Here is a 24,977-nt window from a genome sequence, read left to right on the forward strand (position 1 = left end):
CACCCCCCCCCCCCCCCCTTTGTTCCGGGGGTATGGTGCCTTTGCGGGGGGGGGCGGGGGGGGCCGCCCCCGGGCGGGGGGCCGGCCCGGCCGTCACCAGTCGTCGTCCCTGGTGGGTACGCCGCCCACTTCGAGCCAGAGGTACTCCCGGCCCTGGGTCCTGCGGTGTCCGAAGCGGTCGCCCTTGGCGAGGACGCCGAGGACGGCCGTGGTCGACTCGCGGTCGTCGGTTCCGCGGACGCGGACGGCCACTCGGACCGCGCCGCCCCCGGTCCAGGTCACCGAGGGGCGTTCCCCCAGCAACGTGCTTAATTCTGCGGCGAGTTCACCGGCTTTCGCCCGTGCCGCCCGCAACTCCTCGTCAGCCACAGACGTGCATCGTAGGGGTTGGGGAGGGGCGGCAGCACCTGTCGGGCGGACGGTGGTGGACGGCCGGGGCCGGTGTCCGGGGCGGGGGTAGGAGCCGCCGCTCCGGACACCGGGGGGTGGCCGTTCACCAGGGGATGGGGCCGCCCTCGGTGAGGAAGGAGCGGTCGGGGAGTTCGTCGGCCGGGGCGGTGGCCAGGCGCAGGACGGCGGCGGCGCCCTCCTCGACGGTCCTGGTGCCGGTGTGGTTGTTCATGTCGGTGGCGACGAAGCCCGGGGAGACCGCGTGGACGGTGACGCCGCTGTCGCGGAGGGCGGCCGCGTAGAGCACGGTGGCCATGTTCAGGCCGGCCTTGGAGACGTTGTAGGGGAGCAGGTCGGGGCGGCCGGGCGCGGTGCCGGGGCCGGTGCGGGCGAAGGTGGCGAGCGAGCTGGTCAGGTTGACCACCCGGCCGGACGCCTTGCGCAGCAGCGGGAGCAGGGCCTGGGTGACCGCGAACGGGCCGACCAGGTTGGTCTCCAGGACGGCGCGCAGGTCGTCGACGGTCAGGTCCTCGACCGGGCGCAGGGTGCCGCGCGGGATGCCGGTGATGCCGGCGTTGTTGACCAGCAGGTCGAGCCGGTCGGACTCGGCGGCGACCGTCCCGGCGGCGGCCCGGACCGAGTCGTGGTCGGTGACGTCGAGCCGCAGCGGGCGGACGTCGCCGGCGGCGGCCAGTTCGGCGGCCGTCCGCCGGCCGCGCTCCTCGTCGCGGGCGGCGGCGAACACGGTGTAGCCGCGTTCGGCCAGCTGCCGGACGATCTCCCGGCCCAGGCCGCGGGTCGCGCCGGTGACCAGGGCCACCGGCGCGACCGCGCCGCTCGGACCGCCGGGGGCGGTCGTCACCGGGCGCCCTCCTTGGCCTTGTCACCGGCGGGCGCGGCCGGGGAGGCGGGGGCCGGGGCGGCCGGCGGGGTCAGTTTCAGCCAGATGAAGCTGACCACCAGGGCCAGGGCGACCACCACGGTGCAGAAGATGTAGACGTTGCGGTAGGAGTCCAGGGTGTGGCCGCCGTCCGCGGTGGCGCTGTTCTGCATGATAACGGCGAGGGCGGCGATGCCGAGGGCGCCGCCGAACTGCCGGGAGGTGGTGTTGACGCCGCTGCCGACCGCGAACTTGGTCGGCGGGGCGGAGAACGCGGCGGCGCTGGAGGTGCCCATGGTGGTGGCGCCCATGCCGATGCCGACGATGAAGCCGGCCGGCAGCCAGAGCGCGAGGAAGGCGGCGTGGCTGGTGAGGCCGAAGATCATCAGGAAGCCGCAGGCCAGGATCGCCACCAGGCCGAGCAGGGTGACGCCGCGCGGGCCGCCGATCTTCGGGGCGATCTTGCCCATGTTGAGGGCCGCGACGGAGGCGAAGATGGCGCCGGGGGTCATCGCCAGGCCGGCCTCCATCTCGGAGTACTGCCACAGGTCGGTGATGTAGAGCACGCCGACCAGCAGCCACGGGTACTGGGCCATGCCGTAGAGCAGCGAGACCACGTTGGTGGCGGCGAAGCCCCCGTTGCGGAACAGCGGCATCTCGACGGCGGGCACCGGGTGGCTGGTGGAGCGCAGCAGCGCCAGGGCGAGGGCGGCCAGGCCGGCCACCAGCACCACGACGGTCTTGACGGACAGCCAGCCCCAGGTCACGCCCTCGGTGACGCCGAGGGTGAGCAGGCCGACGCCGACCGCCATCAGCACGGTGCCCAGCGGGTCGGGCAGCCGGGAGCCCTCCGGGCGGGGGGCCGGGGCGAGCAGGCGCAGCGCCGAGACGGTGAGCAGGATGCCGAAGGGCAGGTTGATGTAGAACACCGAGCGCCAGCCGAGCTGGTCGACCAGGATGCCGCCGACGGTCGGGCCGACGGCGGCGGCCAGCGCGGAGGCCGCGCTCCACAGGCCGATCGACTTGACCCGGCCGTCGGCCGGGCCGTCGAGCAGCAGGATGGCGAGCGAGGCGGGGATCATCGCCGCCGCACCGATGCCCTGGAGCATCCGCATGCCGATCAGCACCGGGATGTTCGGGGCGAGGGCGCAGAGCAGCGAGGCGACGGTGAAGGCGCCGATGCCGAAGACGAACAGGCGGCGTCGGCCGAGCACGTCGGCGAGCCGGCCCGCGGGGGCCAGCAGCGCGGCGAACATGACCGCGTACCCGGTGATGACCCAGGAGAGCTGTGTCAGCGACGCGGCCGGGAAGTCGTGGTGGAGCTTGGGAACGGCCAGGTTGGTGACGGTCGAGTCGAGCATCGCGAGGAAGGTTCCTCCCGACGCCGTCAGGGTCACCAGCCGGTACTCCCGCGCGGTGCGGGTGGGTGCGGGCGTCGTCACTGCTTGGTACTCCTGTGTCGTGGACGCGGGCGGGGCGGTCGGCCCCCGGGGGTGGCGCGCGGTCAGTCCTCTTCGCGCGCACCGAGCTTGATGGCCTGTTCGACCTGGAGGATGCGGGCCCGGTCGAGGTCGCCGGCGATCTTCTCGTCCTGTTCCATCAGCGACTCGATGTCGTGGTTCTCGTAGCCGATGATGCCGATGTCGGCGAAGGTCGCCCGCATCTTGTCGCCGAACAGGCCGATGTCCTTGAGGGTCGGCACTATGCGGGAGAACAGGTGGCTCTGGAAGGTCTTGAAGTGCACCGAGTTCTTCATGAACTCCATGCACTCGTCGGCGTCGACGTCGAGGTTGCGCCAGACCTCCTCGCCGATGAACCGCTGCCGCATCAGGTGGCAGGCCTCGGTGCAGAACTCCTCGCGCTCGGCCCGCTCGGCGGAGGTGAGGTGCGGGTAGTAGTCGCGCAGCGCGAGCCGGCCGAAGGCGACGTGGCGGGCCTCGTCCTGCATGACGTAGGTGTTGAGGGCCTGGGCGAGCGGCTCGGTGGCGGTGTCGCGGATCAGGCCGAAGGCGGCCAGCGCGAGGCCCTCGATCAGCACCTGCATGCCGAGGTAGGTCATGTCCCAACGGGAGTCGGAGATGACGTCGTTCAGCAGGGCCTTGAGGCCGGGGTTGATCGGGTAGGCGAGCTGGAGCTTCTCGCGCAGGTAGCGGGAGTAGACCTCGACGTGCCGGGCCTCGTCCATCACCTGGGTCGCCGCGTAGAACTTGGAGTCCAGGTCGGGCACGGTGTGGACGATCTTCGAGGAGCAGATCAGCGCGCCCTGCTCGCCGTGCAGGAACTGGGAGAACTGCCAGGCCGTCAAGTGGTGGCGCACGGTGCCGCGTTCGGCCTGGCTGAGCTTGTCCCAGACCCGGGAGCCGTAGATCGCGATGGTCTGCTCCGGGACGCCCATCGGGTCGTTGACGTCGACCTCGATGGACCAGTCGAGGCGGTCGGCGGCGTCCCACTGCTTCTGCTTGCCCTTCTCGTACAGGTTGAGCAGGCGGTCACGGCCTTCGTCGTACTCCCAGTCGAAGACCGTGGTGGCGCCACCGGGGACCTCCCACCTCGTCTGTTCGACCGGGAGTGCGTACATGCGAGTGCTCACGAGTTCCCCTCCAGGGAAAGGCTGGCCGGGCGGTCACGGCCGCGCTGCCGAGGGCAGCCCGAGTACGCGTCAAGTCTGGATCAACCCTGTGCGGCGGGGCAGTGGGGATTACCCTGGGGTACGGAGTTCCCGGGTCCGGTGAACCCTGGGGTTCCCTCCCGTGCCGGAGGTGCGGACCGCCGGAACGGACCGGGAGGCGCTCGATCGACGTGGCCGAAACGACCTACGGGGAGAGTCGTATGAGCAGCACAGGGAACGATCACCGGCGCCGACGAACCAACGTCGGTCGGTCGGTGGCCGGGGCGGAGCCGGCACAGGCCCGGAACGGCGGTCCCCTGGTGGGGCGCGGCCGGGTGCTGGAGGCGCTGGGCGGGGCGTTGGACCGGCTGCTGGCCCGGGGGGGCACGGCCCTGGTCAAGGTGACCGGCGACGCCGGCGTGGGCCGGAGCACGGTGCTGGGCGAGTTCTCCAGGACCGCCCGCGCCGCGGAGGCCGTGGTGCTCAGTTTCCGTACCGCGGAGGAGCGTTCGGAGATCCCGCTGGGCACCTTCGCGGAGGGCATGACCGGGCTGGAGGAGCTGCCCGGGCTCTCCGGGGTGTCGGGCGGCCAGGTGGTGCGCAGGTCGCTGGACGCCTACCCGCCGGGCCCGCTGGTCCTGGTGATGGACGACCTGCACATGGCCGACCCGCAGTCCGTCGAGACCCTGGCCGACCTGTTACGGCACCCGCCCCGGCCGTCGACGCTGTTCGTCCTCGGGTACCGCGACCGGCAGAACACCGGCGCGCTGCTGCGGGCCCTGGGCGGCCGGGCCAAGGAGATGCCGGTCGAGCACCTCCACCTGGAACCGCTGCTGGAGCAGGACTACGACGAACTGCTGGCCGGGGTGGCCACCTCGGTCACCCGCCGCCGGCTGCACCGGGAGAGCGGCGGCAACCCCGAGTACCTGAAGGTGCTGCTGGCCGAGCAGGCGGTCTCGACCGCCCCGCTGGACGGCGGCCTGACCCCGCAGCCGTCCCGCTCGGACTGCTACGCGGCCTTCGACAAGGAGATCGCCCCGCTGGCCCCGGAGACCCGCGGCGTGGCGGAGACCGCGGCGGTGCTGGGCGACGAGTTCGAGGTGGGCCTGGTCGCCGAGTTGCTCGGCCTGTCGTCGGCGACGGTGCTGATGGCGATCGGCGAGCTGATCCGGCGCGACCTGATCCGGCCGGTCGTCCCCGGCCAGTACTTCGCCTTCCGGCACCCGGTGGTGCGCCGCTCGGTCTACCACAACAGCGAACTGAGCTGGCGGGTCGGCATGCACGGCCGGGCCGACGCGGCGCTGTGCGCCCGCGGGGCGTCCGCGATGGAGCGGGCCCCGCACGTCGAGCAGTGCACCGCCTACGGCGACCAGGAGGCGATCGGCCTGCTGGAGAGCGCCGCCCGGGCCGTCTCGCTGGACGACCCGGACGCCACCTGCGCCTGGCTCACCACCGCGCTGCACGCGCTGCCGCAGGGGCCCGGGCACGACCCGCAGCGGGGCCGGCTGATGCTGCAACTGGCCGAGGCGCAGGCGCTGTCCGGGCGGCTGCTGGACTCCCGCCACCTGATGCACCAGGCCCTGGAGATGCTCCCCACCGGGGACCTGGCCGAGCACGCCGTCGCGGTCGCCTCGGTCGCCAAGGTGCAGCGGCTGCTGGGCCGCCCGGAGGAGACCGCCGCGCTGCTGCACCGCGAGCTGGAGGCGCTCGGCGAGGAGGTCACCCCGGCCTGCGCGATGCTCAAGTTCGAGGTGTCCACCGGGCTGCTGCACCGCGGCGACCCGGACGGCGCCTACCGGGCCGCCGAGGAGGTGCTGACCATCGCCGCCCAGCTCCGGCACCGGCCGTTGCAGGCCTCCGCGCTGGGCGTGATGGCGATGGCCGCCAGCGCGGTCGGCCGGCCGGCGCCCGCGCTGGACCACCACGCGAGCGCCACCGCGACGCTGGACAGCATGCTGGACAGCGAGTTGGCGCAGAGCCTGGACGCCACCGTGTGGATCGGCTGGAGCGGCGTGCTGCTGGAGCGCTGGAACGACGCGCTGCGGCACTTCCACAAGGGCGCCGAGTTCGCCACCCGGTCCGGTTCGCGGCTGTTCCTGCCGCACCTGCTGGCCGGGCAGGCGTACGTGCTGTGCGAGCGGGCCCGGCTGGCCGAGGCGCGCTCCACCGCGGAGCACGCGGTGTACCTGGCCGAGCTGTCCGGCAGCCCGGAGGCGCTGGTCAACTCGTACGCGATCCTGGCGTACGTGGACATCGCGCAGGGCCGCCGGGTGGAGGCGCTGACCAGTGCCGGCAAGGCCACCGTGCAGCCGCCCCGGTCGGCGGGCGGGTGGAAGGAGATGATGGCGCTGCGGGCGCTGTCCGAGGCGAAGCTGCTGAACGGGGACGCCGAGAGCTGCCTGGCGCTGATCGCGAAGGCCGGCGGGCCCGACCTGCCGCAGGCCGACGCGGGCAGCCGGGTCGCCTGGTACGAGCTGCTGACCCGGGCCGAGCTGGCCCTGGGGCAGCCCGAGGCGGCCCGGGTCTGGGCCGACCGGGCCTGGGCGGCGGCGGCCCGGCTGGACAAGCCCGGCCGCTACGCGTTGGCCGAACTCGCCCGCGCGCACGTGCTGTTGGCCCGTCAGCGGGAGGACGCGGTGCCGACCGCGCAGCAGGCCGTGCAGGGCCTGGAGCTGGCCGGCCGGTCGCTGGACGCGCTGCGGGCCCGGGTGGTGCTGGGGGCGGCGCTGTGGCAGCAGGGCCGGCACGAGGAGGCCGGGCGGGAGCTGAAGTCCGCCGAGTCGGCGCTGAACCAGCTCGGCGCCCCGGTGCTGGCCCGGGCCGCCCGTTCGGAGCGCCGCCGGCTGGCGGCCGGGGCGCCCCGGACCAGACCGGGTGACTCAGAGCGGACGGTCACCGCGCTGACCGGCCGGGAGCGCCAGATCGCCGGGCTGCTCGGCGACGGCCTGACCAACCGTCAGATCGCCAAGTGCCTGCACATCTCCGAGAAGACCGTGGAGATGCACCTGTCCAACGTCTTCGCGAAGCTGGGCGTGGCCAACCGGGCGGCGGTCTCGGCGATCATCACTCGCGAACGGCTGGAGGGGGATCCGGTGCCCGTGGACCGGCCCCGGGTCGGGACCTCCTCCGGGGACCGGGCCTAGCGCACCGGGCGGCAGGCCGGCGATCTGCTGGATGAAGGTCTCCAGTCTGGCGTTCAGGGCCTGTTCGGCACGGCGCCGTGCCGAACAGGCCCGCTGCTTCCTCCGCGGCTCGCCCACAACTCCCCCCTCAGAGCGGAATGTTGCTGTGCTTCTTGTACGGCGGCGCCATTCGCTTGGTGCGCAGTGCGCGCAGGGCCTTGATGACCGAGACCCTGGTCTCGGACGGGGTGATCACGTCGTCGATGCAGCCGTGCTCGGCGGCCACGTACGGGCTGATGACGGTCCGTTCGTACTCCTCGGTGAGTTCGCGGCGGGCCGCCTCCGGGTCGTCGGCGGCGGCGATCCGCTGGTGGAACAGCACGTCGACGCCGCCGCGGGCGCCCATCACGCCGATCTCGGCGGTGGGCCAGGCCAGGCACAGGTCGGCGCCGAGCTCCTTGGAGCCCATCACCGCGTAGCCACCGCCGTAGGCCCGGCGGACGATCACGGTGACCTTGGGGACGGTCGACTCGATGTAGGCGAAGCCCAGTTTGGCACCGCGCCGGATGATGCCGGCGTACTCCTGCACGGTGCCGGGCAGGAAGCCGGGCACGTCGACCAGGGTGAGGATCGGCAGGTTGAAGGCGTCGCAGAAGCGGACGAAGCGGGCCGCCTTCTCGGCCGCGTCGATGTCCAGCGAACCGGCCAGGAACTTGGGCTGGTTGGCGACCACGCCGATGCTGCGGCCCTCGATCCGGGCGAAGCCGCACAGGATGTTCGGGGCGAACTCCGGCTGCACCTCCAGCAGTTCGCCGTCATCGAGGATCCGGTCGAGCACCTCGGCCATGTCGTACGCCTGCTCCACCGCGTCCGGCATCACGGCGTCCAGCTCCAGGTCGGCCGCGGTCACCTCCGACACCTCGGGGGCCGGGAAGACCGGCGGGTCCACGCAGTTGTTGCTCGGCAGGAAGGAGAGCAGCTCCTTGACGTAGAGGAGGGCGTCCTCCTCGTCGGTGGCCATGTAGTGGGCGTTTCCGGTGCGGCGGGCGTGCACGGCGGCGCCGCCGAGCTCCTCCAGGCCGACGCTCTCGCCGGTCACCGAGCGGATCACGTCCGGGCCGGTGACGAACATGTGCGAAGTCCGCTCGACCATCACCACGAAGTCGGTGGCGGCCGGGGTGTAGACCGCGCCGCCCGCGCAGACGCCCATGATCACCGAGATCTGCGGGATCACCCCGGAGGCGGTCACCACCCGGCGGGCCACCTGGCCGTAGGCGGCCAGCGCGAGCACGCCCTCCTGGAGCCGGGCCCCGCTGGAGTCGTTGATGCCGACCACCGGGCAGCCGGTCTGCAGGGCCAGGTCGAGCAGCTTGCCGACCTTGACGCCGAACATCTCGCCGACGCTGCCGTTGTGCGAGGTGACGTCCTGGGCGTAGACGCAGATCGGGCGGCCGTCGACGGTGCCCGTCCCGGTGACCACGCCGTCGCCCGCCGGGCGGTTGGCCTCCAGGCCGAAGTTGGTGGAGCGGTGGCGCACCAGCGGGTCGGTCTCCAGGAAGGAGCCGGGGTCGAGCAGCAGCTCGATCCGCTCCCGGGCGGTGAACTTGCCCAGCGCCCGGCGGCGGCGGGCGGCCCGCGGCGAGCCGGGGCGGCGGGCCTCCTCGCGGCGGGCCAGGTGCTCGGCGATCCGCTGCGCGGTGGTCGGCCGCCCGGCGGGGGCGGCGGCGGGCGCGGCGGCGGGGGCGGTGACGGCGGGCGCGGCGGGCGCGGCGGGCGCGGCGGCGGCCGGGGTCTCGGTCGCCGCCGGGGCCGCGGTCTCGGTGCTCATCGGGCGGCTCCCGCCGCGGCCCGGGGGGCGAAGGAGCGGCCGAGCGCGAACTCGGCGACCTGGCGGCCGACCAGGGCGAGCTGTTCGAGGCAGCGCCGGTCGGCCTCGGTGCCGTCGTCGCGCAGCTTCTGCTCGGCCGAGTTGACGGTGATGCCGAGCGGGGTGGGCCAGCCGCGCAGGGCGTGCACGGTGGCCCGCAGCGAGGCCAGGGTGCCGCCGCCGGTCTGCCAGCCGGCCGCGGTGACCACGCAGCCGACCGCCCGGCCGTCCAGGTAGGGGCGCGGGTCGTGGCGCAGTTCCTCCAGGTGGTCGAGGGCGTTCTTGACCAGGGCGGCGACCCCGCCGTGGTAGCTCGGGCTGGCCAGCACGAAGCCGTCGGCCCGGGCCACCTGGTCGAGGAACTCCCGGGTGGCGGCGGTGGGTTCGCCGCGGCCGGGGACGAACACCGGCAGCCGGCCGAGGTCCTCGCCGCCGAACATCCGCACCTCGGCGCCGGCCCGGGCGGCGCCGTCCAGCGCGAGGCGCAGCGCGCGCTCGGTCGTCGAGTCCGGTCTGCCGGTGCCTCCGATGCCGATCACCAGCGGTGGCCGGGGCGCGGCCGTCCAGTCAACCATCTGCTCGTCTCCTCCCCCGTCCCCCGGACGGGACGGTGTTCAGGCGTGGGTGCGCGGGCGGCGCGGGCGCAGGTCGGTCCACACCTCCTCGATGCGGGCCAGGCAGTCCTCCTTGGGGCCGGTGAAGCCTTCGGGGGTCCAGCCGGCGGGGACCGGCAGGGCGGCCTCCCAGATGGAGTGCTGGTTCTCGTGGTTGACCACGACCAGGTACTCGGGCGTGCTGTCGGACACGGTGGGCTGCCTCTCTCGTCGCGGGTGCGGCGGCGGGTGCCGCCGCCGGTGCGGTTCCTGTCGCGGGTGCGGTTCCTGTCGCGGGTGCGGTTCCTGCCGCGGGTGCGGGTACCGGGTACCGGGCACCGGCGCGGCCGGGCGGCGCGGGGCCGCCCGGCGGTCGGGTGCTACTTGCGGGTGTCCTTGACGATCCGGCCGCCCTTGACCACCAGGACCACCCGGCTGGGGTCGTCGAAGAGCTCGGGCTCGGCCAGCGGGTCGAAGTCGACGGCGATCAGGTCGGCCAGCTTGCCGGTCTCGATCGAGCCGATCCGGTCGTCGACCCGCATGATCCTGGCGTTGACCGAGGTGGCCGAGCGGATCGCCTCGGCGGCGCCGAGCACCTTGGCCTTGAGGGCGATCTCCAGGCCGCGGCGGTCCTGCTTGGGGCCGATCAGGTCGGAGCCGGAGCCGATCAGCACGCCGGCCTCGCGGGCGGCGAGCAGGCCGTCGATCATGCCCTGCATGGTGTCGCCGACCCGTTCGCGGATCTGCGGCGGCAGGCCGTGCTGGTCGAAGTTCTCCTCGAGCACCTTGGCGATGGCCAGGGTCGGGACCAGGTTGACCCGGCCGGCCGCCATCATCGCGGCGGTCTCCTCGTCGATGCCGGTGCCGTGCTCGACGCACTCCACGCCGGCCTTGACCGCGTTGTGGATGCCGTGCACGTTGTGGGCGTGCACGGTCACGTAGGTGTGCCGGGCCTTGGCCTCGGTGACGGCGGTGGCGATCTCCTCGACGGTGAACTGGGTGTCGTCGAGGGAGTCGGCGATGGAGACCACGCCGCCGGTGACGGCCATCTTGAGGAAGCTGGCGCCCTGCCGGAAGCACTCGCGGGCGGCCTTGCGGACCTCGTCGCAGCCGTCCGAGATCCGGCCGACGGCGGTCAGGCCGCGGACCCGGAAGTGGAAGCTGTCGTCCGGCGGGGCGAACGGCGAGCCCAGGTGGCCGTGGCCGCCGCACTGGACCAGCGGCGAGGCGGAGGCCCAGATCCGCGGGCCGGGCACCAGGCCGCGGCCGACGGTGCGCAGCACGCCGTGGTCGATGCCGCCGCAGTCGCGGACGGCGGTGAAGCCGGCGTCGATGGTCTCGCGCAGGGTGCGGAAGATGTCGGCGGCGCGTTCGGCGACCGAGACCTCCAGGTTGAGCACGGCGCGCATCTCGCTGGAGTGGCCGATGTGCACGTGGGCGTCGATCAGGCCGGGCAGCAGGGTGAGGCCGCTGAGGTCGACCAGGTCGGCGTCCCCGGCCGGGCCGTCGACGCCGATCCCGGCGATCTTGTCGTCCTCCACCAGGACCGAGGCGCGCGCGACGGGGTCGCCGCCGAGTCCGTCGATCATGGTGGCGCCGGTCAGGAGCAGGGCCATGTCAGTTCTCCGTGGTGGTGGGTTGCGGGTCCCGGTCGGCGTCGGTGTCGGCGGGCGCGGGCAGCAGGCGCCGGCGGACGAAGAAGCCGAGCATCCGGGTGAAGTAGTCGGCGTCCAGGGGCGGGGCGGCGCAGGTGCGCGGGTCGGTGAGGGCCAGCGTGTTGGCGCTGTCCATCACCGGCATCGCCCGGTCGGGGGTCTCGCCGATCATCGCCATCAGCGGGGCGAGCGCGCTGTCCTCGCCGTCCCGGTCGACCTGTTCGATCAGCGCGTCGCGCCACTCGTGGAACGGGACGCTGCGGACCGGGAAGCCGAACTCCCGGATCCGGTCGAAGATCTCGTTCCACTCCAGGGTGTCGGGGCTGATGGTGTGGAAGGTGCGGCCCGGCGACTTGGGGTCGGCCAGCAGCTGGACGACCTGCCGGGCGGTGTGGTCGACGGTGCCGACCGCCAGCGGGTAGCGGCGCAGCGGGGCCAGGCCGAGCTGGACGCAGCCCTGGATCACCTTGGTGACGTAGTCCTCGCTGTTGGCGGCGCCGTTGCGGCTGTCGGGCAGCACCGCGCCGGCCCGGTGCACGGCGACCGGGACGCCGCGTTCGCGGGCCAGCGCGATCAGGCCCTCGGCGACCCACTTGCTCTGGCTGTACGCGGTGTCGTGGCCGACCGGCGGCGGCAGCGGGTCGTCCTCGCGGATCAGGGTGGCGCCGCCGACCACCGCGCCGGCCAGCACGGCGAGGGTGGAGACGTAGTGGACGGGCTTGAGCCGGGCGGTGGTGGCCAGCCGCAGCACCTCCTGGGTGCCGAGCACGTTGGACGCCTTCAGCGCCCGGTAGGGGCGGACGAAGTTGACCCAGGCGCCGCAGTGCAGGACGGTGTCGACCTGCTCGGCGAGGGCGGCGAAGCGCTCCGCGCCGAGGCCGAGCAGCGGCTGGGCGAGGTCGCCGGTGACCACCCGCAGCCGGCGGGCGGCGGGCTGCGGGAGGCCGTAGGAGTCCAGCACGGCGCGCAGCCGCTCCTCGCCCTCGGCCTCGGTGGCGGCCCGGACCAGGCAGAGCACGGTGGCGTCGGTGCTCGCCAGCAGCTCGGCGCAGAGGAACGCGCCGACGAAGCCGGTGGCGCCGGTGAGCAGCACGGTGCGCGGCGGGCCGTCCTGGAGCGGCGGCAGTCCCTCGGCGGTGATCGCCGGGTCGAGCCGCACCTCGTCCTCCAGCACCGGGCCGGCCGGCGGGGCCGCGGCGGCGCCGTCGGCGAGGCGGTCGACCAGGGCGGCGAGCGCGGCGACCGAGGAGGCCCGCAGCACGTCCCGGGCGGAGAGCGTGGAGATGCCGGAGCGGCGCAGCTGGCGGGTGGCCTGGGTGACCATCAGGGAGTGCGCGCCGAGGTCGAAGAAGTCCTCGTCGACGCCGATCCGTTCGAGGCCGAGCAGGTCGCACCAGATCCGGGCGACCTGGAGCTCGCGCGGGGTGCGGGGCGCGTCGTCGGGCTGGGCCGGGGCGGTTCCGGCGGTGTCCGGGTCGGTGTGCAGGCCGGTGTCCCGGGCGGCGGTGTCCGGTTCGGCGGCGGCGGGTTCGGCCAGGGCGCTGCGGCCGGGTTCGACCCAGTGCCGGGCGCGCTCGAACGGGTAGCCGGGCAGCGGGACGCGGCGCGGGTCGGCGGGGCCGTGGAAGGCCGGCCAGTCGACCTCGACGCCCTGCTGCCAGAGCCGGCCGACGGCAGTGACCAGGTGCGCCAGGTCGGGCACCGGGTCGCGCGGCAGGCCCATGGTGGGGATCGCCACCGGGGCGGGGGCCAGCCGCTGGGCGGCGGCGAGCGCGGTGAGCGCCCGGCCCGGGCCGACCTCCAGCAGGACCCGGCCGGGCCGGTCCAGGGCGGTGCGCAGGCCGTCGGCGTACCGGACGGGCTGGCGCAGGTGGCGGGCCCAGTAGCCGGGGTCGGTGGCCTCGGCGGCGGTCAGCGGGCGGCCGGTGACGCTGGAGACGACCGGCAGCCGCGGGGCGGACAGGGTCAGGGCGGAGACCCGGCGGGTGAACTCGGGCAGGTGCGGCTCGACCATCCAGGAGTGGCTGGCGACCGGGACGCTGACCTTGCGGCAGTCGACGCCCTCGGCGCGCAGTTCGGTGAGCAGCGCGGCGATGTCCGCGTCCGGCCCGGCGACCACGGTCAGGTCGGGGGCGTTGACGGCGGAGACCGAGATCCGCGCGCCGAGCCGGGGGGCGAGCAGCGCCTCGGGCTGCTGGACCACCAGCATCCGGCCGGGCTCCATGGCGGCGAACAGCTCGCCGCGGGCCAGCGTGATCTCCAGCGCGTCCTCCAGCGGGAACACCCCGGCCAGGCAGGCCGCGACGTACTCGCCGAGGCTGTGGCCGAGCAGGGCGGCGGGCCGCACTCCCCAGGCCATCAGCTGCCGGGCCAGCGCGTACTCGACGGTGAACAGCGAGGAGATCACCCCGGCGCCCTGGTCGCGGCCCATGGTGGCGGCGCCGCCGCGCAGTTCGCGGCCCTCCAGCGGGGTGAAGGCAGACGGGAAGAGCAGTCGGCGCAGGTCGTAGCCGAGCCGGGGTTCGAGGATCGCGGCGCAGCGGTCGACCTCCGCGCGGAACACCTCCTCGGAGCGGTAGACGTCCAGCCCCATGTCGGGGTGCTGCATGCCGCCGCCGGGGAAGGTGAACACCGCCTCCTGGCGGCCGCCGCGGACGGTGCGGGTGGTGAGCCGCTCGGGTTCGGCGCCGCGCAGCACGGAGACCGCGTCGGCCGGGTCGGTGCAGACCGCGAAGCGGCGCACCGGGAAGGCCCGGCGGCCGTCCTGGAGGGTGAAGGCGGTGTCGGCCAGCGGGGCCCCGGCGCCGGGGCCGGCCAGGTGGTCGGCGAGCCGGTCGGCGGCCCGGTCGGCGGCCTCCTTGGTGTGCGCGGACAGCGGCAGCAGCTGCCAGGCGCGGGCCCGCCCGGTGCGCTCGGCGGGGGCGGGGGCCTGCTCGACGACGACGTGGGCGTTGGTGCCGCCGACGCCGAAGGAGCTGACGCCGGCCCGGCGCGGGGTGCCGTCGGTGTGCCAGTCGGCGGCCTCGGCGGGGACGTGGAACGGGGTGCGCTCCAGTGCCAGGTCGGGGTTGGGGGCGGTGAAGTTGGCGGTCGGCGGGATCACCGCGTGGTGCACGGCCAGGGCGGCGCGCATCAGTCCGGCGACGCCGGCCGCGGCGTCCAGGTGGCCGATGTTGGCCTTGACCGAGCCGAGCGCGCACTGGCCGGGCCGGGTGCCGGGCGAGTCGAACGCCTGGGTGAGGGCGGTGACCTCGATCGGGTCGCCGACCCGGGTGGCGGTGCCGTGCGTCTCGACGTAGCCGACGGTGGCGGGGTCGACGCCGGCCACCGCGAGGGCGGCGGCGACCGCCCGGGACTGGCCGTCGACGCTGGGCGCCGCGTAACCGGCCTTCAGCGAGCCGTCGTTGTTGATCGCGGAGCCGCGGATCACCGCGTAGACGTGGTCGCGGTCGGCGAGCGCCTCGCTGAGCCGGCGCAGCACCAGCACCACCGCGCCGTTGCCGGGCACGGTGCCGCCGCTGTCGGCGTCGAACGGGCGGCAGTGGCCGTCGGCGCTGAACAGGCCGCTGTCGGCGGCGGGGTAGCCGCTCTTCAGCGGCAGGTTGATCGCCACGCCGCCGACCAGCGCGGTGTCGCACTCGTAGTTGAGCAGCGACTGGCAGGCCAGGTGGGTGGCGACCAGCGAGGTGGAGCAGGCGGTCTGCACGGTCAGCGCGGGCCCGGTGAGGTCCATGGTGTGGGCGACCCGGGTGGCCAGGAAGTCCTTGTCGTTGAACATCCGGGCGACGGGGGCCATCGGGGAGCGCTGGAAGCGGGCGTTGGTGGAGAGGTTGGCCATCAGGTACTTGTTCATGAAGGTGCCGGCGAACACGCCGACCTCCCCGGTGAACCGGGCCGGGTCGTGGCCGCTGTCCTCGACGGCCTGCCAGGCGGTCTCGCAGAACACCCGGTGCTGCGGGTCCATGGTCTCCGCCTCGCGGGCGTTGAACCCGAAGAAGGCGGCGTCGAAGGCGTCGGCCTCCGGGAGGTACCCGGCGGCGGGGACGTAGTCGGGGTCGTCGGCGGTGGCCGGGTCGACGCCGGCGGCGAGCAGTTCCTCCCGGGTGAAGCGGGTGATCGACTCGACGCCGTCGCGCATGTTGCGCCAGAACCCGTCGACGGTGTCGGCCCCGGGCACCCGGCAGGCCATGCCGACCACGGCGACCGGCTCGACCTCGTACTCCTCGGGGGCCTGCGGTTGCTGCGGGCTGGTCATCGCGCGTCCTTCCGATCACGGCGCAGCCGGGCCTGGCGGGCGAGGGCGGCGGCGCGCCGGCCGGCCGCCTCGCGGACCTGCTCGATGTCCTGCTCCCGTTCGGCCCGCCGCCGGTCGGCGCCCTCGTGGGCGGCGACCAGGGTGCGGACGGTGGGGTAGCGGAACAGGTCGACCAGGGAGAGCGTGTCGCCGAGGACCGGCTGGAGCCGGCTCCTGGCCTGGACGGCGAGCAGCGAGTTGCCGCCGGACTCGAAGAAGTTGTCCTCGACGCCGATCCGTTCGGCGCGCAGGACGGCCGCGAACACCTCGGCGACCTGCCGCTCCAGGTCGCTGCCGGGGGCCTGGTAGGCGGTGGCGGGGCGGGCCTGCGGGTCGGGCAGCCGGTTGCGGTCCACCTTGCCGTTGGGGGTGCGGGGCAGGGCGTCGAGCAGCACCAGGTCGGCGGGGACCATGTAGTCGGGCAGGGTGAGCGCGGCGTGCGCCTTGAGCGCGGCGGCGGTCGGCGGTTCGGCGTCCTCGCCGCGGGCGGCGGGCACGCAGTAGGCGACCAGCCGGCCGTGGTCCCCGCTGCCGCGGACGGTGGCGACCGCCTCGGTGACCTCGGGGTGGGCGGCCAGCACGGCCTCGATCTCGCCGAGTTCGATCCGGTGGCCGAGCACCTTGACCTGGTGGTCGAGCCGGCCGAGGAACTCCAGTTCGCCGTCGGGGCGGCGGCGGACCAGGTCGCCGGTGCGGTAGAGCCGGGCGCCGGGCTCGCCGGAGAACGGGTCCGGGACGAAGCGCTCGGCGGTGAGCGCGGCCCGGCCGAGGTAGCCGCGGGCGATGCCGGGGCCGCCGAGCAGCAGCTCGCCGGGCACCCGGTCCGGGACCGGCCGCAGGTGCGGGTCGACCACGTAGGCGCGGACGTTGGCCAGCGGGCGGCCGATGGCGACCGGCCCGTCGGCGCCGACCCGCGCGGTGGTGGCCCAGACGGTGGCCTCGGTGGGCCCGTACATGTTGTGCACCCGGCCGGGCAGCAGGGCGGCGAGTTCGGCGGCCAGCGCGGGCGGCAGCGCCTCGCCGCCGACCAGCAGCCGGTCGAGGCCGGCCAGCGCGGCGCGGGAGTCCGGTTCGCGCTGGAGCACGCCGGCCACCGACGGGGTGCACTGGAGGGCGGCCGCCCGGTGGCGGGTCAGCTGGGCGGCGATCGGCTCGTCGGCCAGGGCGGTGCGGCGGCGCTGCTCGCTGAGTTCGCGGGCCTCGGCCAGCAGCGGCAGCGAGTCGAGCACCTCGTGGTGCGGGACGCCGAAGTCGATCAGGCAGGCGACCTCGTCGACGCCGACGGCCTTCATCCGGTCGACCTGGTCGGCGCAGTCGGCGGGGGTGCCGAGCAGCGCGGAGGTCTCGAAGAACCGCTCGAAGGCGCGCTCGACCAGCTGGTCGAGCTCCGCCTCGGGCAGCGCGCGCAGGTCGAGGTCGCTGCCGAGCGCCTGGCTGAGGCCGGAGAGCAGGTCCAGCGAGGACTTGATGTACGCGCACAGCGGGGCCCGGACGGTCTCCCGGACGGCGTTCCGGTCGGTGCCGACGAAGGTGTGCAGCATCAGGGTGACGTGCCCGTCGCCGGGGTGGCCGGCGGCCCGCCAGGACTCCCGGTACAGCTCGATCTTGCGGGCGAGCTGTTCGGCGCTGTGGCCGAGCAGGTGGGTGAGCAGGCCCGCGCCGGCCTCGCCGGCCAGCTGGAAGGTCTCCGGGCTGCGGGCGCTGGTGACCCAGACCGGCAGTTCGGCCTGGACCGGGGAGGGGAAGATCCGCACCTCGGTCTCGGCGCCGACGCCGTTGGTGCGCACGGTGCGCTCGCCGCGCCACAGCCGCCGCACCTCCTCCAGCGCGGTCATCATGACCTTCTTGCGGTCGGCGTACTTCTCCGGGGCGAGCACGAAGTCGTCGGGCTGCCAGCCGGAGGCGATGGACATCCCGACCCGGCCGCCGGAGAGGTTGTCCACCACGGACCACTCCTCGGCGACCCGCAGCGGGTCGTGCAGCGGCAGCACCACGCTGCCGGCCCGCACCGCGACGTTCTCGGTGATCGCGGCGACGGCGGCGGCGGTCACCGCCGGGTTGGGGTAGAGGCCGCCGAACTCGTGGAAGTGGCGTTCGGGCGTCCACACCGCGCTGAACCCGTTGCGGTCGGCGAACCGGGCGCCCTCGGTGAGCAGCCGGTAGGCGTCCTCCGGGTCGCCGCCCTGGTCGCCGCCGAAGTAGAACACGCTGAACTCGATCGGGCGGGTCTGCACCGCGGCGGTGACCGCGGCGCCGCCGCGGGCCTCGGCCGGGGTCGGCTCGTCGCCGCGGAGCACCACCCGGTAGCCGCGGGCCAGCGTCCAGAGCAGTTCGAGCACCGAGATGTCGAAGGAGACGCTGGTGACGGCCAGCCAGCCGGCCGGCGGGTCGCCGTCGAGCATCCGGTCGATGCCGCTGAAGAAGGTCTGCACGTTGCGGTGGGTGAGCATCACGCCCTTGGGGCGGCCGGTCGAGCCGGAGGTGTAGATGACGTAGGCGAGCTGGTCGGGGCTCTCCTCGGCCGGGGCCTCCGGGACCTCCAGGGCCTCCGGGGAGGCCGGAGCGGCCGGAGCGGCCTGGTCGTCCGGGTCGTCCTGGTCGATCCGCAGCAGTGCGGCGGGGCCGTCCGCGAGGCGGCGGGCGAGCGGGCCGCTGGTGACGATCACCGGGGTGCCGGAGTCCTCGACCATGAACGCCAGCCGGTCGGCCGGGTAGGCCGGGTCCAGCGGCAGGTAGGCGCCGCCGGCCTTGAGCACCGCGAGCAGCGCGACCACCAGCTCGGGCGAGCGCTCCAGGTGGATGCCGACCACCACGTCCCGGCCCACGCCGCGGGCCCGCAGCCGGGCCGCCAGGCGCTCGGCGCGCTCGTCCAACTCCCGGTAGCAGATCGCCTGTTCGGGGGCGTCGGCGGCGGCGACCAGGGCGGGCGCGTCGGGGGTGCGGGCGGCCTGCTCGGCGATCAGCCGGTGGATCGGGGCCGTCGGGGCGGCGGACGGGGCCGGGTTCCACTCGTGCAGGATCCGCCGGGTCTCCTCGGCGGAGAGCACCGGCAGCCGGCCGATCGGCAGGTCCGGGTCGGCGGTGGCCGCGCCCAGCACGGTGCGGAACTGGGCGGCCAGGGCCTGCGCGGTCGCCTCGTCGAACAGGTCGGTGGCGTACTCCAGCCGCCCGGTGAGCCGCTCGCCGGAGCGGGTCAGGCTGAGCGTCAGGTCGAACTTGGCGCTCGCGGTGTCGCCGGGCACCATCCGGACCGTGCAGCCGGGCAGGTCGAGGCCGTCGGAGCCGCCCTCGTGGTAGCTGACCATCAGCTGGAACAGCGGGTTGTAGGCCGGGTCGCGGACCGGGTTGAGCTCCTCGATCAGCTTCTCGAACGGCAGGTCCTGGTGGGCCACGGCGGCCCGGCTCTCGTCCCGGGCGCGCAGCACCAGGTCGCGGAAGGCCGGGTTCCCGGAGACGTCGATCCGCTGGACCACGGTGTTGGCGAAGAAGCCGATCAGCGGGTGCAGTTCGGCCCGGGCGCGGCCCGCCACCGGCGAGCCGACGATGACCTCCTCGCCGCCGGTGTGGGCGTGCGCCAGGGCGGCGAACGCGGCCAGCAGCACGGCGAACGGGGTGGCGCCGCAGGCGCGGGCCAGCGCGTCCACCCGGTCGGCGGTGGCCGGGTCGACCGGGAAGTCGAGGTGCGCGCCGGCGTAGCTCTGCTGCGGCGGCCGGGGCCGGTCGGCGGGCAGGGTGGCCAGCGCGGGCGCGCCGTCCAGGCGGCGGCGCCAGTGGTCGAGCGCCTCGGCCAGCGGCTCGCCGCCGAGCCGGGCCAGCTGCTGTTCGGCGAAGGCCGCGTACTGGGTCTCCAGGGCGGGCAGCGCCGCCTCGGTGCCCTCGGTGAACTCCCGGTACAGCGCCGAGAGTTCACCGGAGAGCAGGCCCAGCGACCAGCCGTCGCAGGCGATGTGGTGCAGGCTCAGGCAGAACCAGTGCTCCTCGGCGTCCAGCCGCAGCAGCAGCGGGCGGACCATCAGGTCCTGCTCCAGGTCGAACGGGCGGCGGGCCTCCTCCTCGGCCAGCCGCTCGGCCTCGGCCAGCGGGTCGGGCAGGCCGCGCAGGTCGACCAGCGGGACGGGGACCGGGTCGGCCGGGCGGACGAACTGGCGCGGGGCGCCGTCGACCGGGCGGAACACGGTGCGCAGCACCTGGTGGCGGCGGACCACGGCGGTCAGCGCGCGCTCCAGCGCCGCGGTGTCCAGCGGACCGGTGATCCGGTGGACAATCGGCACCACGTACACCGGGTTGTCCGGGTCGAGCTGGTCGAGGAACCAGAGCCGCTGCTGCGGGAAGGACAGCGGGTGGTGCTGCTCGGCGAGGCGCTGCCGGAGCCGTTCGGCGAGCAGCGCCCGGCGGGCGTCCGGGGAGTCGGGGGTGGTGGCCGTCATCGCTCTACCTCGTTCTCGGCCAGGTCGCGCAGCAGCGCCTCGACCTCGTCGTCGGACAGTTCGTGGAGCCGGTCGAGCAGGTCCTCGCCGTAGCCGGCGGCCGGGGCCGGGGTGTCGGCGGCGTCGGCGGCCGGGGTGTCGGCGGCGGCCCGGGCGGCGTCCACCTCGGCGGCCAGCCGGGCGACCGTGGGCAGTTGCAGGAAGCGGCGCAGCGGGACCTCGGTGCGGTGCAGCTCGTTGACCCGGGCGACGGTGCGCATGGCGAGCAGCGAGTTGCCGCCGAGGGCGAAGAAGTCGTCGGTGGCGCCGACCGCGGCGACCCCGAGCAGTCCGGCGACCAGCTCGGCCAACTCCCGTTCGGTGGCGGTGCGGGGCTCGACCCGGTCGTCCGCGGCGAGGTCCTGGTCGCCGACCGGCGGCAGCGCGGCGCGGTCGATCTTGCCGCTGGCGGTCAGCGGCATCGCGGGCAGCTGCACGTACGCGGCGGGCAGCAGGTAGGGCGGCAGCGCGGCGGCCAGGAAGTCGCGCAGCTCGGCGACCGGGAGCGGGGCGTCGGCCGGGACCAGGTAGGCGACCAGGCGGCGCCCGGAGGGGGCGTCGTCGACCAGGACGGCGGTCTGCCGGACGGCGGGGTGCGCGGCGAGGGCCGCCTCGACCTCGCCGGGCTCGATCCGGAAGCCGCGGATCTTGACCTGCTGGTCGGCCCGGCCGAGGAAGTCCAGGCTGCCGTCGGGCCGGGTGCGGACCACGTCGCCGGTGCGGTACATCCGGGAGCCGTCGGCGGCGAACGGGTCGGGCAGGAAGCGGTCGGCGGTGAGTCCGGGCCGGCCGGCGTAGCCGCGGGCGACGCCGGGGCCGCCGACGTACAGCTCGCCGGGGACGCCGGTCGGGACGGGGTTCAGGTGCCGGTCGAGCACGTAGCCGGTGGTGTTGGCGATCGGGCGGCCGATCGGCACCGAGGTGGCGGCGGCGGGCAGGTCGCGGATCGGGTGGCAGACCGCGAAGGTGGTGGTCTCGGTCGGCCCGTAGCCGTTCAGCAGGTGCGCGGGGCGGCCGTCGGCCGGGCGCTCCAGCAGCTGGCGGATCCGGGCGAGGTTGAGCACGTCGCCGCCGACCAGCAGGTGGCGCAGGCCCGCGAAGGTGTCGGGGTGGGTGCCCATCACCTCGGTGAACAGCGCGGAGGTGATGAACATGCTGGTCGCGCCGTGCCGGCGCAGGGCCCGGCCGAGTCCGCCGGGGGTGAGCACCTCCTCGGTGTCGATCACCGCGAGGGTGCCGCCGTGCAGCAGCGCGCCCCACACCTCGAAGGTCAGCGCGTCGAAGGAGGCGTCGGCGATCTGCGGGAAGCACTCGTCCGGTCCGAACGCCACGTAGTCCGTCGCGCTGACCAGCCGCAGCACCGAGCGGTGCTCGACCATCACGCCCTTGGGGCGGCCGGTGGAGCCGGAGGTGAACAGGACGTAGGCGAGGCCGTCGGGGGCGGCGTCCGTCTCGGGGGCGGTGGCGGGGGCGGCGGCCAGCTCCTCGGCCAGGGCGTCGAGGGCGAGCGGCTCGGCGGTGCCCGGCGGGACCAGGCCGGTCAGGTCGGCGCGGGTGAGCACCACGGGGGCCTCGGTGTCGGCGAGCATCGCGGCGATCCGCTCGCGCGGGTAGCCGGGGTCGAGCGGCACGTAGCCGCCGCCCGCCTTGAGGACGGCGAGCAGGGCGGTGACCATCCGGTCGCCGCGCTCCAGCAGGACGCCCACCGGGGTGTCCCGGCCGACGCCGCGCCGCCGCAGCAGGTGGGCGATCCGGTTGGACTCCTCGTCCAGCTCCCGGTAGGTGGCGGAGCGCTCGCCGTGCACCAGCGCGGTCCTGTCCGGGTGGCGGGCGGCCTGTTCGGCGAACAGGCCGCCGATGGTGCGGTCGGCGCCGTAGGCGGTGGCGGGCCCGGCGGCGGCGTCGAGCACCCGGCGGCGCTCGGCCTCCGGGAGCAGGTCGAGCCGGTCGTAGGGCAGTTCGGGGTCGTCGAGGGCGGCGGCCAGCAGGGTGAAGTAGTGGCCGACCATCCGGCGGACGGTCTCCGGCTCGAACAGGTCGGTGGCGTACTCCCAGATCAGGGTGATCGGGGCGTCGTCGTCGGCCACGCCGTGGCCGGCCCGCTGCTCGGCGCGGGGCAGCACGACCACGTTCAGGTCGGTCTTGGCGGAGCCGTTGTGCCGCTCCAGGACGCTGCCGCTCAGGCCGGCGAACTCCAGGTCGGGCAGCTGCGAGTCGTGGAAGCTGAACATGACCTGGAACAGCGGGTTGCGGGACGGGTCGCGGGGCAGGTCGAGCGCCTCGACCAGCCGGTCCAGCGGGGTGTCCTGCCACTGGTGGGCGCGGCCGACGGTGGCGTGCACCCGCTGGGCGAGCCGGTCGAAGCCGGGGGCGCCGGAGAGGTCGACGCGCAGCGGCACGGTGTTCACGACCATGCCCATCATCTGCTCGATCTCGGCGAGCCGGCGGTTGGCCATGCCGGTGCCGACCACCAGGTCGTGCTGGCCGCTGTAGCGGGACATCAGGGCGGCGAAGCCGGTGAGCATCGCGGTGTACAGGGTGACGCCGCGGGAGCGGGCGTGGCTGCGCAGCGCGCGGGCCAGGCCGGACGGCAGGTCGATCCGGACGGCGGCGCCGGCGAAGGACTGGTCGGCGGGCCGCGGGTGGTCGGTGGCCAGCTCCAACGCGGCCGGGACGCCCGCGAGTTCGCGGGTCCAGTGGTCGAGGTAGCCGTCCAGCACCGCGCCCCGCAGCCACTCGCGCTGCCAGCGGGAGAAGTCGGTGTAGCCGATCGGCGGCTCGGGCAGCGGGGAGGGGCGGCCCGCGGCGAGCGCCGGGTAGATGTCCTGGAGCTCGTGCAGGAACAGCGCGTACGACCAGCCGTCGTGCACCAGGTGGTGCTCGACGTGCACCAGGGTGTGGTCCTCGGCGGTGTGCCGGATCAGCACCCAGCGGGCCAGCGGCGGCGCGGCCAGGTCGAAGGGGGCGTCGACGGTGCGCCGGACGATCTCCTCGGCGCGCTTCTCGCGGGCGGCCTCGTCGGGCTCGTCGCTGAGGTCGTGCAGCGGCAGGTCGACGTCCATCGGGGCGAGCGGGATCTGCCGGGGCTGTCCGTCGACGGCGCGGAAGGCGGTGCGGAACACGTCGTGCCGGCGGACGATCTCGGTGAGTGTGGCGTTCAGCGCGGCGGGGTCGAGCGGGCCGCGCAGCCGGATGGTGGCCTGGGCGTTGTAGGCGAGGTTGCCGGGGGCCAGCTCCTCCAGGTACCAGATCCGCTCCTGCGGGAAGGAGAGCGGCACCGGCACGCCCAGTGCCCGGTCGGCGGCGGCGGTGATCCGCGGGACGGCGGGCGCGGCGTCCGGGGAGTCGAGGTGGGCGGCCATCGCGGCGACGGTGCGGGCCTCGTGGATCTGCCGCAGCGGCAGTTCGCGGTGCAGTTCGGAGCGGACCCGGGAGGCGAGCCGGCCGGCCAGCAGGGAGTGGCCGCCGAGCGCGAAGAAGTCGTCGTCGCGGGCGATCCGGTCGACCGCCAGCAGGTCGGCGAGGATCGCGGCCAGCGCCCGTTCGGTGGGCGTGGCGGGCGCCTGCCCGGCGTCGAGGGGCTCGGCGCGCTGCGGCAGCGGCAGCGCCTCGCGGTCGATCTTGCCGCTGGGGGTGAGCGGCATCCGCTCCAGCACCAGCACGGTGTCGGGCACCATGTGCGCGGGCAGCAGCGCGGCGAGGTGGGCGCGCAGCCGCGCGGGGTCGAGGACGGCGCCCGGGGCCGGGGCGGCGTAGCCGACCAGCCGGGGTCCGGCGCCCAGGTCGGGGGCGGTGACCACGCTGTCGGCGACGTCGGGGTGCTCGGCGAGCCAGCGGGCGATCTCGTCGGGTTCGATCCGGAAGCCGCGGATCTTCACCTGGTGGTCGATCCGGCCGAGGAACTCCAGGTCGCCGTCCGGGCGGCGGACCACCAGGTCGCCGGTGCGGTAGCGCAGCGCGTCGGGCCGCCCGCCGTCCGGGTCGGGGACGAAGCGCTCGGCGGTCAGGTCGGGGCGGTGCAGGTAGCCGCGGGCGACGCCGAGGCCGCCGACCAGCAGTTCGCCGGGGGTGCCGTCGGGCACCGGGCGCAGCTCCCCGTCGACGACGGCGGTGTGCGCGCCGGCGATGGCGCGGCCGATCGACGGCTTGCCGCCGCCGGGGGCGAGTTCGGCGACGGTGGCCCAGACGGTGGTCTCGGTGGGGCCGTAGGCGTTGAACATCCGGCGGCCGGGCAGCCAGCGTTCGGCGAGCGGCTCGGGGAGCGCCTCGCCGGCGCAGACCAGCACCTCCAGGTCGGGCAGGTCGGTGTCGGGCAGGGTGGCGAGCACGGACGGCGGCACGGTGAGGTGGCTGATCCGCCGCTCGCGCAGGAAGTCGCCGAGCCCGGGGCCGGGGGCGATGTCCTCGCGCGGGGCGAGCACCAGGGTGGCGCCGGTGGCCAGCGCCATCACCGTCTCGAACACCGAGGCGTCGAAGCTGGTGGGGGCGAACTGCAGGACGCGGTGACCGGGGCCGGTGCCGAACGCCTCGGCCTGGGCGGCGATCAGGTTGGCCAGGCCGCGCTGGAGCAGGGCCACGCCCTTGGGGCGGCCGGTGGAGCCGGAGGTGTAGATGACGTACGCCAGTTGTCCGTCCTCGGCCGCCGCCCGGGGACCGGCCGGGTCGGAGCCCTGCGCCGGGTCGATCGTCCGGACGTCCGGGACGGGCGCCGGGCCGGGCAGCCCGGCGTCGCCGACGACCAGCTCCAGGCGGGCGTCGGCGGCCATGTGGGCGAGCCGGTCGGCCGGGTAGGCGGGGTCGAGCGGCAGCCAGGCGGCGCCGGTGCGCAGCACGGCGAGGACGGCCACCGGGAGGTCGAGCGAGGGCCTGGTGGCGATGCCGACCACGGCGCCCCGCTCCACCCCCTGCCGGGCCAGTTCGGCGGCCAGCGCCCCGGCCCGGTCGGCCAGTTCGCGGTAGGTCAGCCGGGTGCCGCGGAACTCGACCGCGACGGCGTCGGGCATTCTCGCGGCCAGGCCGTCGAAGACGTCGAGGAAAAACGGATTCCGTGCTTCCATCTGTGCGCGTTCCCCCTGGTGTCGGGACTTCACCGCAGCGCGGCG

The 24,977-nt window shown here is 75.0% G+C and carries 12 protein-coding genes; 1 reads left to right on the plus strand and 11 read right to left on the minus strand.

The genetic code is table 11. The features are described from left to right. Positions 1–93: 93 nt before the first annotated feature. The 4 genes from ACIQVD_RS00005 to ACIQVD_RS00020 all read right to left on the minus strand — a co-directional run bounded on the left by ACIQVD_RS00005 (position 94) and on the right by ACIQVD_RS00020 (position 3,860). Positions 94–282: a hypothetical protein gene (locus tag ACIQVD_RS00005; RefSeq protein ID WP_402284903.1), complete on the minus strand. Its 189-nt coding sequence runs from the start codon at positions 280–282 to the stop codon at positions 94–96. A gap of 211 nt (positions 283–493) precedes the next feature. Next, on the minus strand, positions 494–1,252 hold the full coding sequence (locus tag ACIQVD_RS00010) for an SDR family NAD(P)-dependent oxidoreductase (RefSeq protein WP_402284905.1): 759 nt from the start codon (positions 1,250–1,252) through the stop codon (positions 494–496). Continuing rightward, positions 1,249–2,712 carry a DHA2 family efflux MFS transporter permease subunit gene (locus tag ACIQVD_RS00015; RefSeq protein ID WP_402284907.1) on the minus strand — a complete coding sequence of 488 codons (1,464 nt, stop codon included), beginning with the start codon at positions 2,710–2,712 and terminating at the stop codon, positions 1,249–1,251. Before ACIQVD_RS00015 ends, ACIQVD_RS00010 begins: the two co-directional genes overlap by 4 nt. A gap of 62 nt (positions 2,713–2,774) precedes the next feature. Then, complete coding sequence (locus ACIQVD_RS00020; RefSeq protein ID WP_282205262.1) at positions 2,775–3,860, minus strand: ferritin-like domain-containing protein; 1,086 nt, start codon at positions 3,858–3,860, stop codon at positions 2,775–2,777. A gap of 239 nt (positions 3,861–4,099) precedes the next feature. Between ACIQVD_RS00020 and ACIQVD_RS00025 the strand changes: the two genes are divergently transcribed. After that, on the plus strand, positions 4,100–7,021 hold the full coding sequence (locus ACIQVD_RS00025) for a LuxR C-terminal-related transcriptional regulator (protein WP_400689092.1): 2,922 nt from the start codon (positions 4,100–4,102) through the stop codon (positions 7,019–7,021). A 127-nt stretch (positions 7,022–7,148) separates the two neighbouring features. Here ACIQVD_RS00025 and ACIQVD_RS00030 read toward each other — a convergent pair whose 3' ends face one another. The 7 genes from ACIQVD_RS00030 to ACIQVD_RS00060 all read right to left on the minus strand — a co-directional run bounded on the left by ACIQVD_RS00030 (position 7,149) and on the right by ACIQVD_RS00060 (position 24,932). Then, positions 7,149–8,828, minus strand: coding sequence for an acyl-CoA carboxylase subunit beta (locus tag ACIQVD_RS00030; protein WP_402284910.1), 1,680 nt, complete (start codon positions 8,826–8,828; stop codon positions 7,149–7,151). Next, complete coding sequence (locus tag ACIQVD_RS00035) at positions 8,825–9,442, minus strand: NADPH-dependent FMN reductase (RefSeq protein WP_400689086.1); 618 nt, start codon at positions 9,440–9,442, stop codon at positions 8,825–8,827. Before ACIQVD_RS00035 ends, ACIQVD_RS00030 begins: the two co-directional genes overlap by 4 nt. Positions 9,443–9,481: 39 nt before the next feature. After that, on the minus strand, positions 9,482–9,673 hold the full coding sequence (locus ACIQVD_RS00040; protein WP_100835537.1) for an MbtH family protein: 192 nt from the start codon (positions 9,671–9,673) through the stop codon (positions 9,482–9,484). Positions 9,674–9,840: 167 nt separating this feature from the next. Further along, the gene (locus ACIQVD_RS00045) at positions 9,841–11,076 is read right to left on the minus strand and encodes an amidohydrolase family protein (RefSeq protein ID WP_400689082.1); all 1,236 of its coding nucleotides are present in this window, start codon (positions 11,074–11,076) and stop codon (positions 9,841–9,843) included. Position 11,077: 1 nt separating this feature from the next. Next, on the minus strand, positions 11,078–15,370 hold the full coding sequence (locus ACIQVD_RS00050) for a type I polyketide synthase (RefSeq protein WP_402284913.1): 4,293 nt from the start codon (positions 15,368–15,370) through the stop codon (positions 11,078–11,080). Continuing rightward, a complete protein-coding gene (locus ACIQVD_RS00055) occupies positions 15,367–19,836 on the minus strand; it encodes a MupA/Atu3671 family FMN-dependent luciferase-like monooxygenase (protein WP_402284915.1) in 4,470 nt (1,489 codons plus the stop codon). Before ACIQVD_RS00055 ends, ACIQVD_RS00050 begins: the two co-directional genes overlap by 4 nt. Next, a complete protein-coding gene (locus ACIQVD_RS00060; protein WP_402284917.1) occupies positions 19,833–24,932 on the minus strand; it encodes an amino acid adenylation domain-containing protein in 5,100 nt (1,699 codons plus the stop codon). Before ACIQVD_RS00060 ends, ACIQVD_RS00055 begins: the two co-directional genes overlap by 4 nt. Between the last annotated feature and the right edge of the window lie 45 nt (positions 24,933–24,977).

Source organism: Kitasatospora sp. NPDC090308, assembly GCF_044769485.1.
Lineage (GTDB): Bacteria > Actinomycetota > Actinomycetes > Streptomycetales > Streptomycetaceae > Kitasatospora > Kitasatospora fiedleri.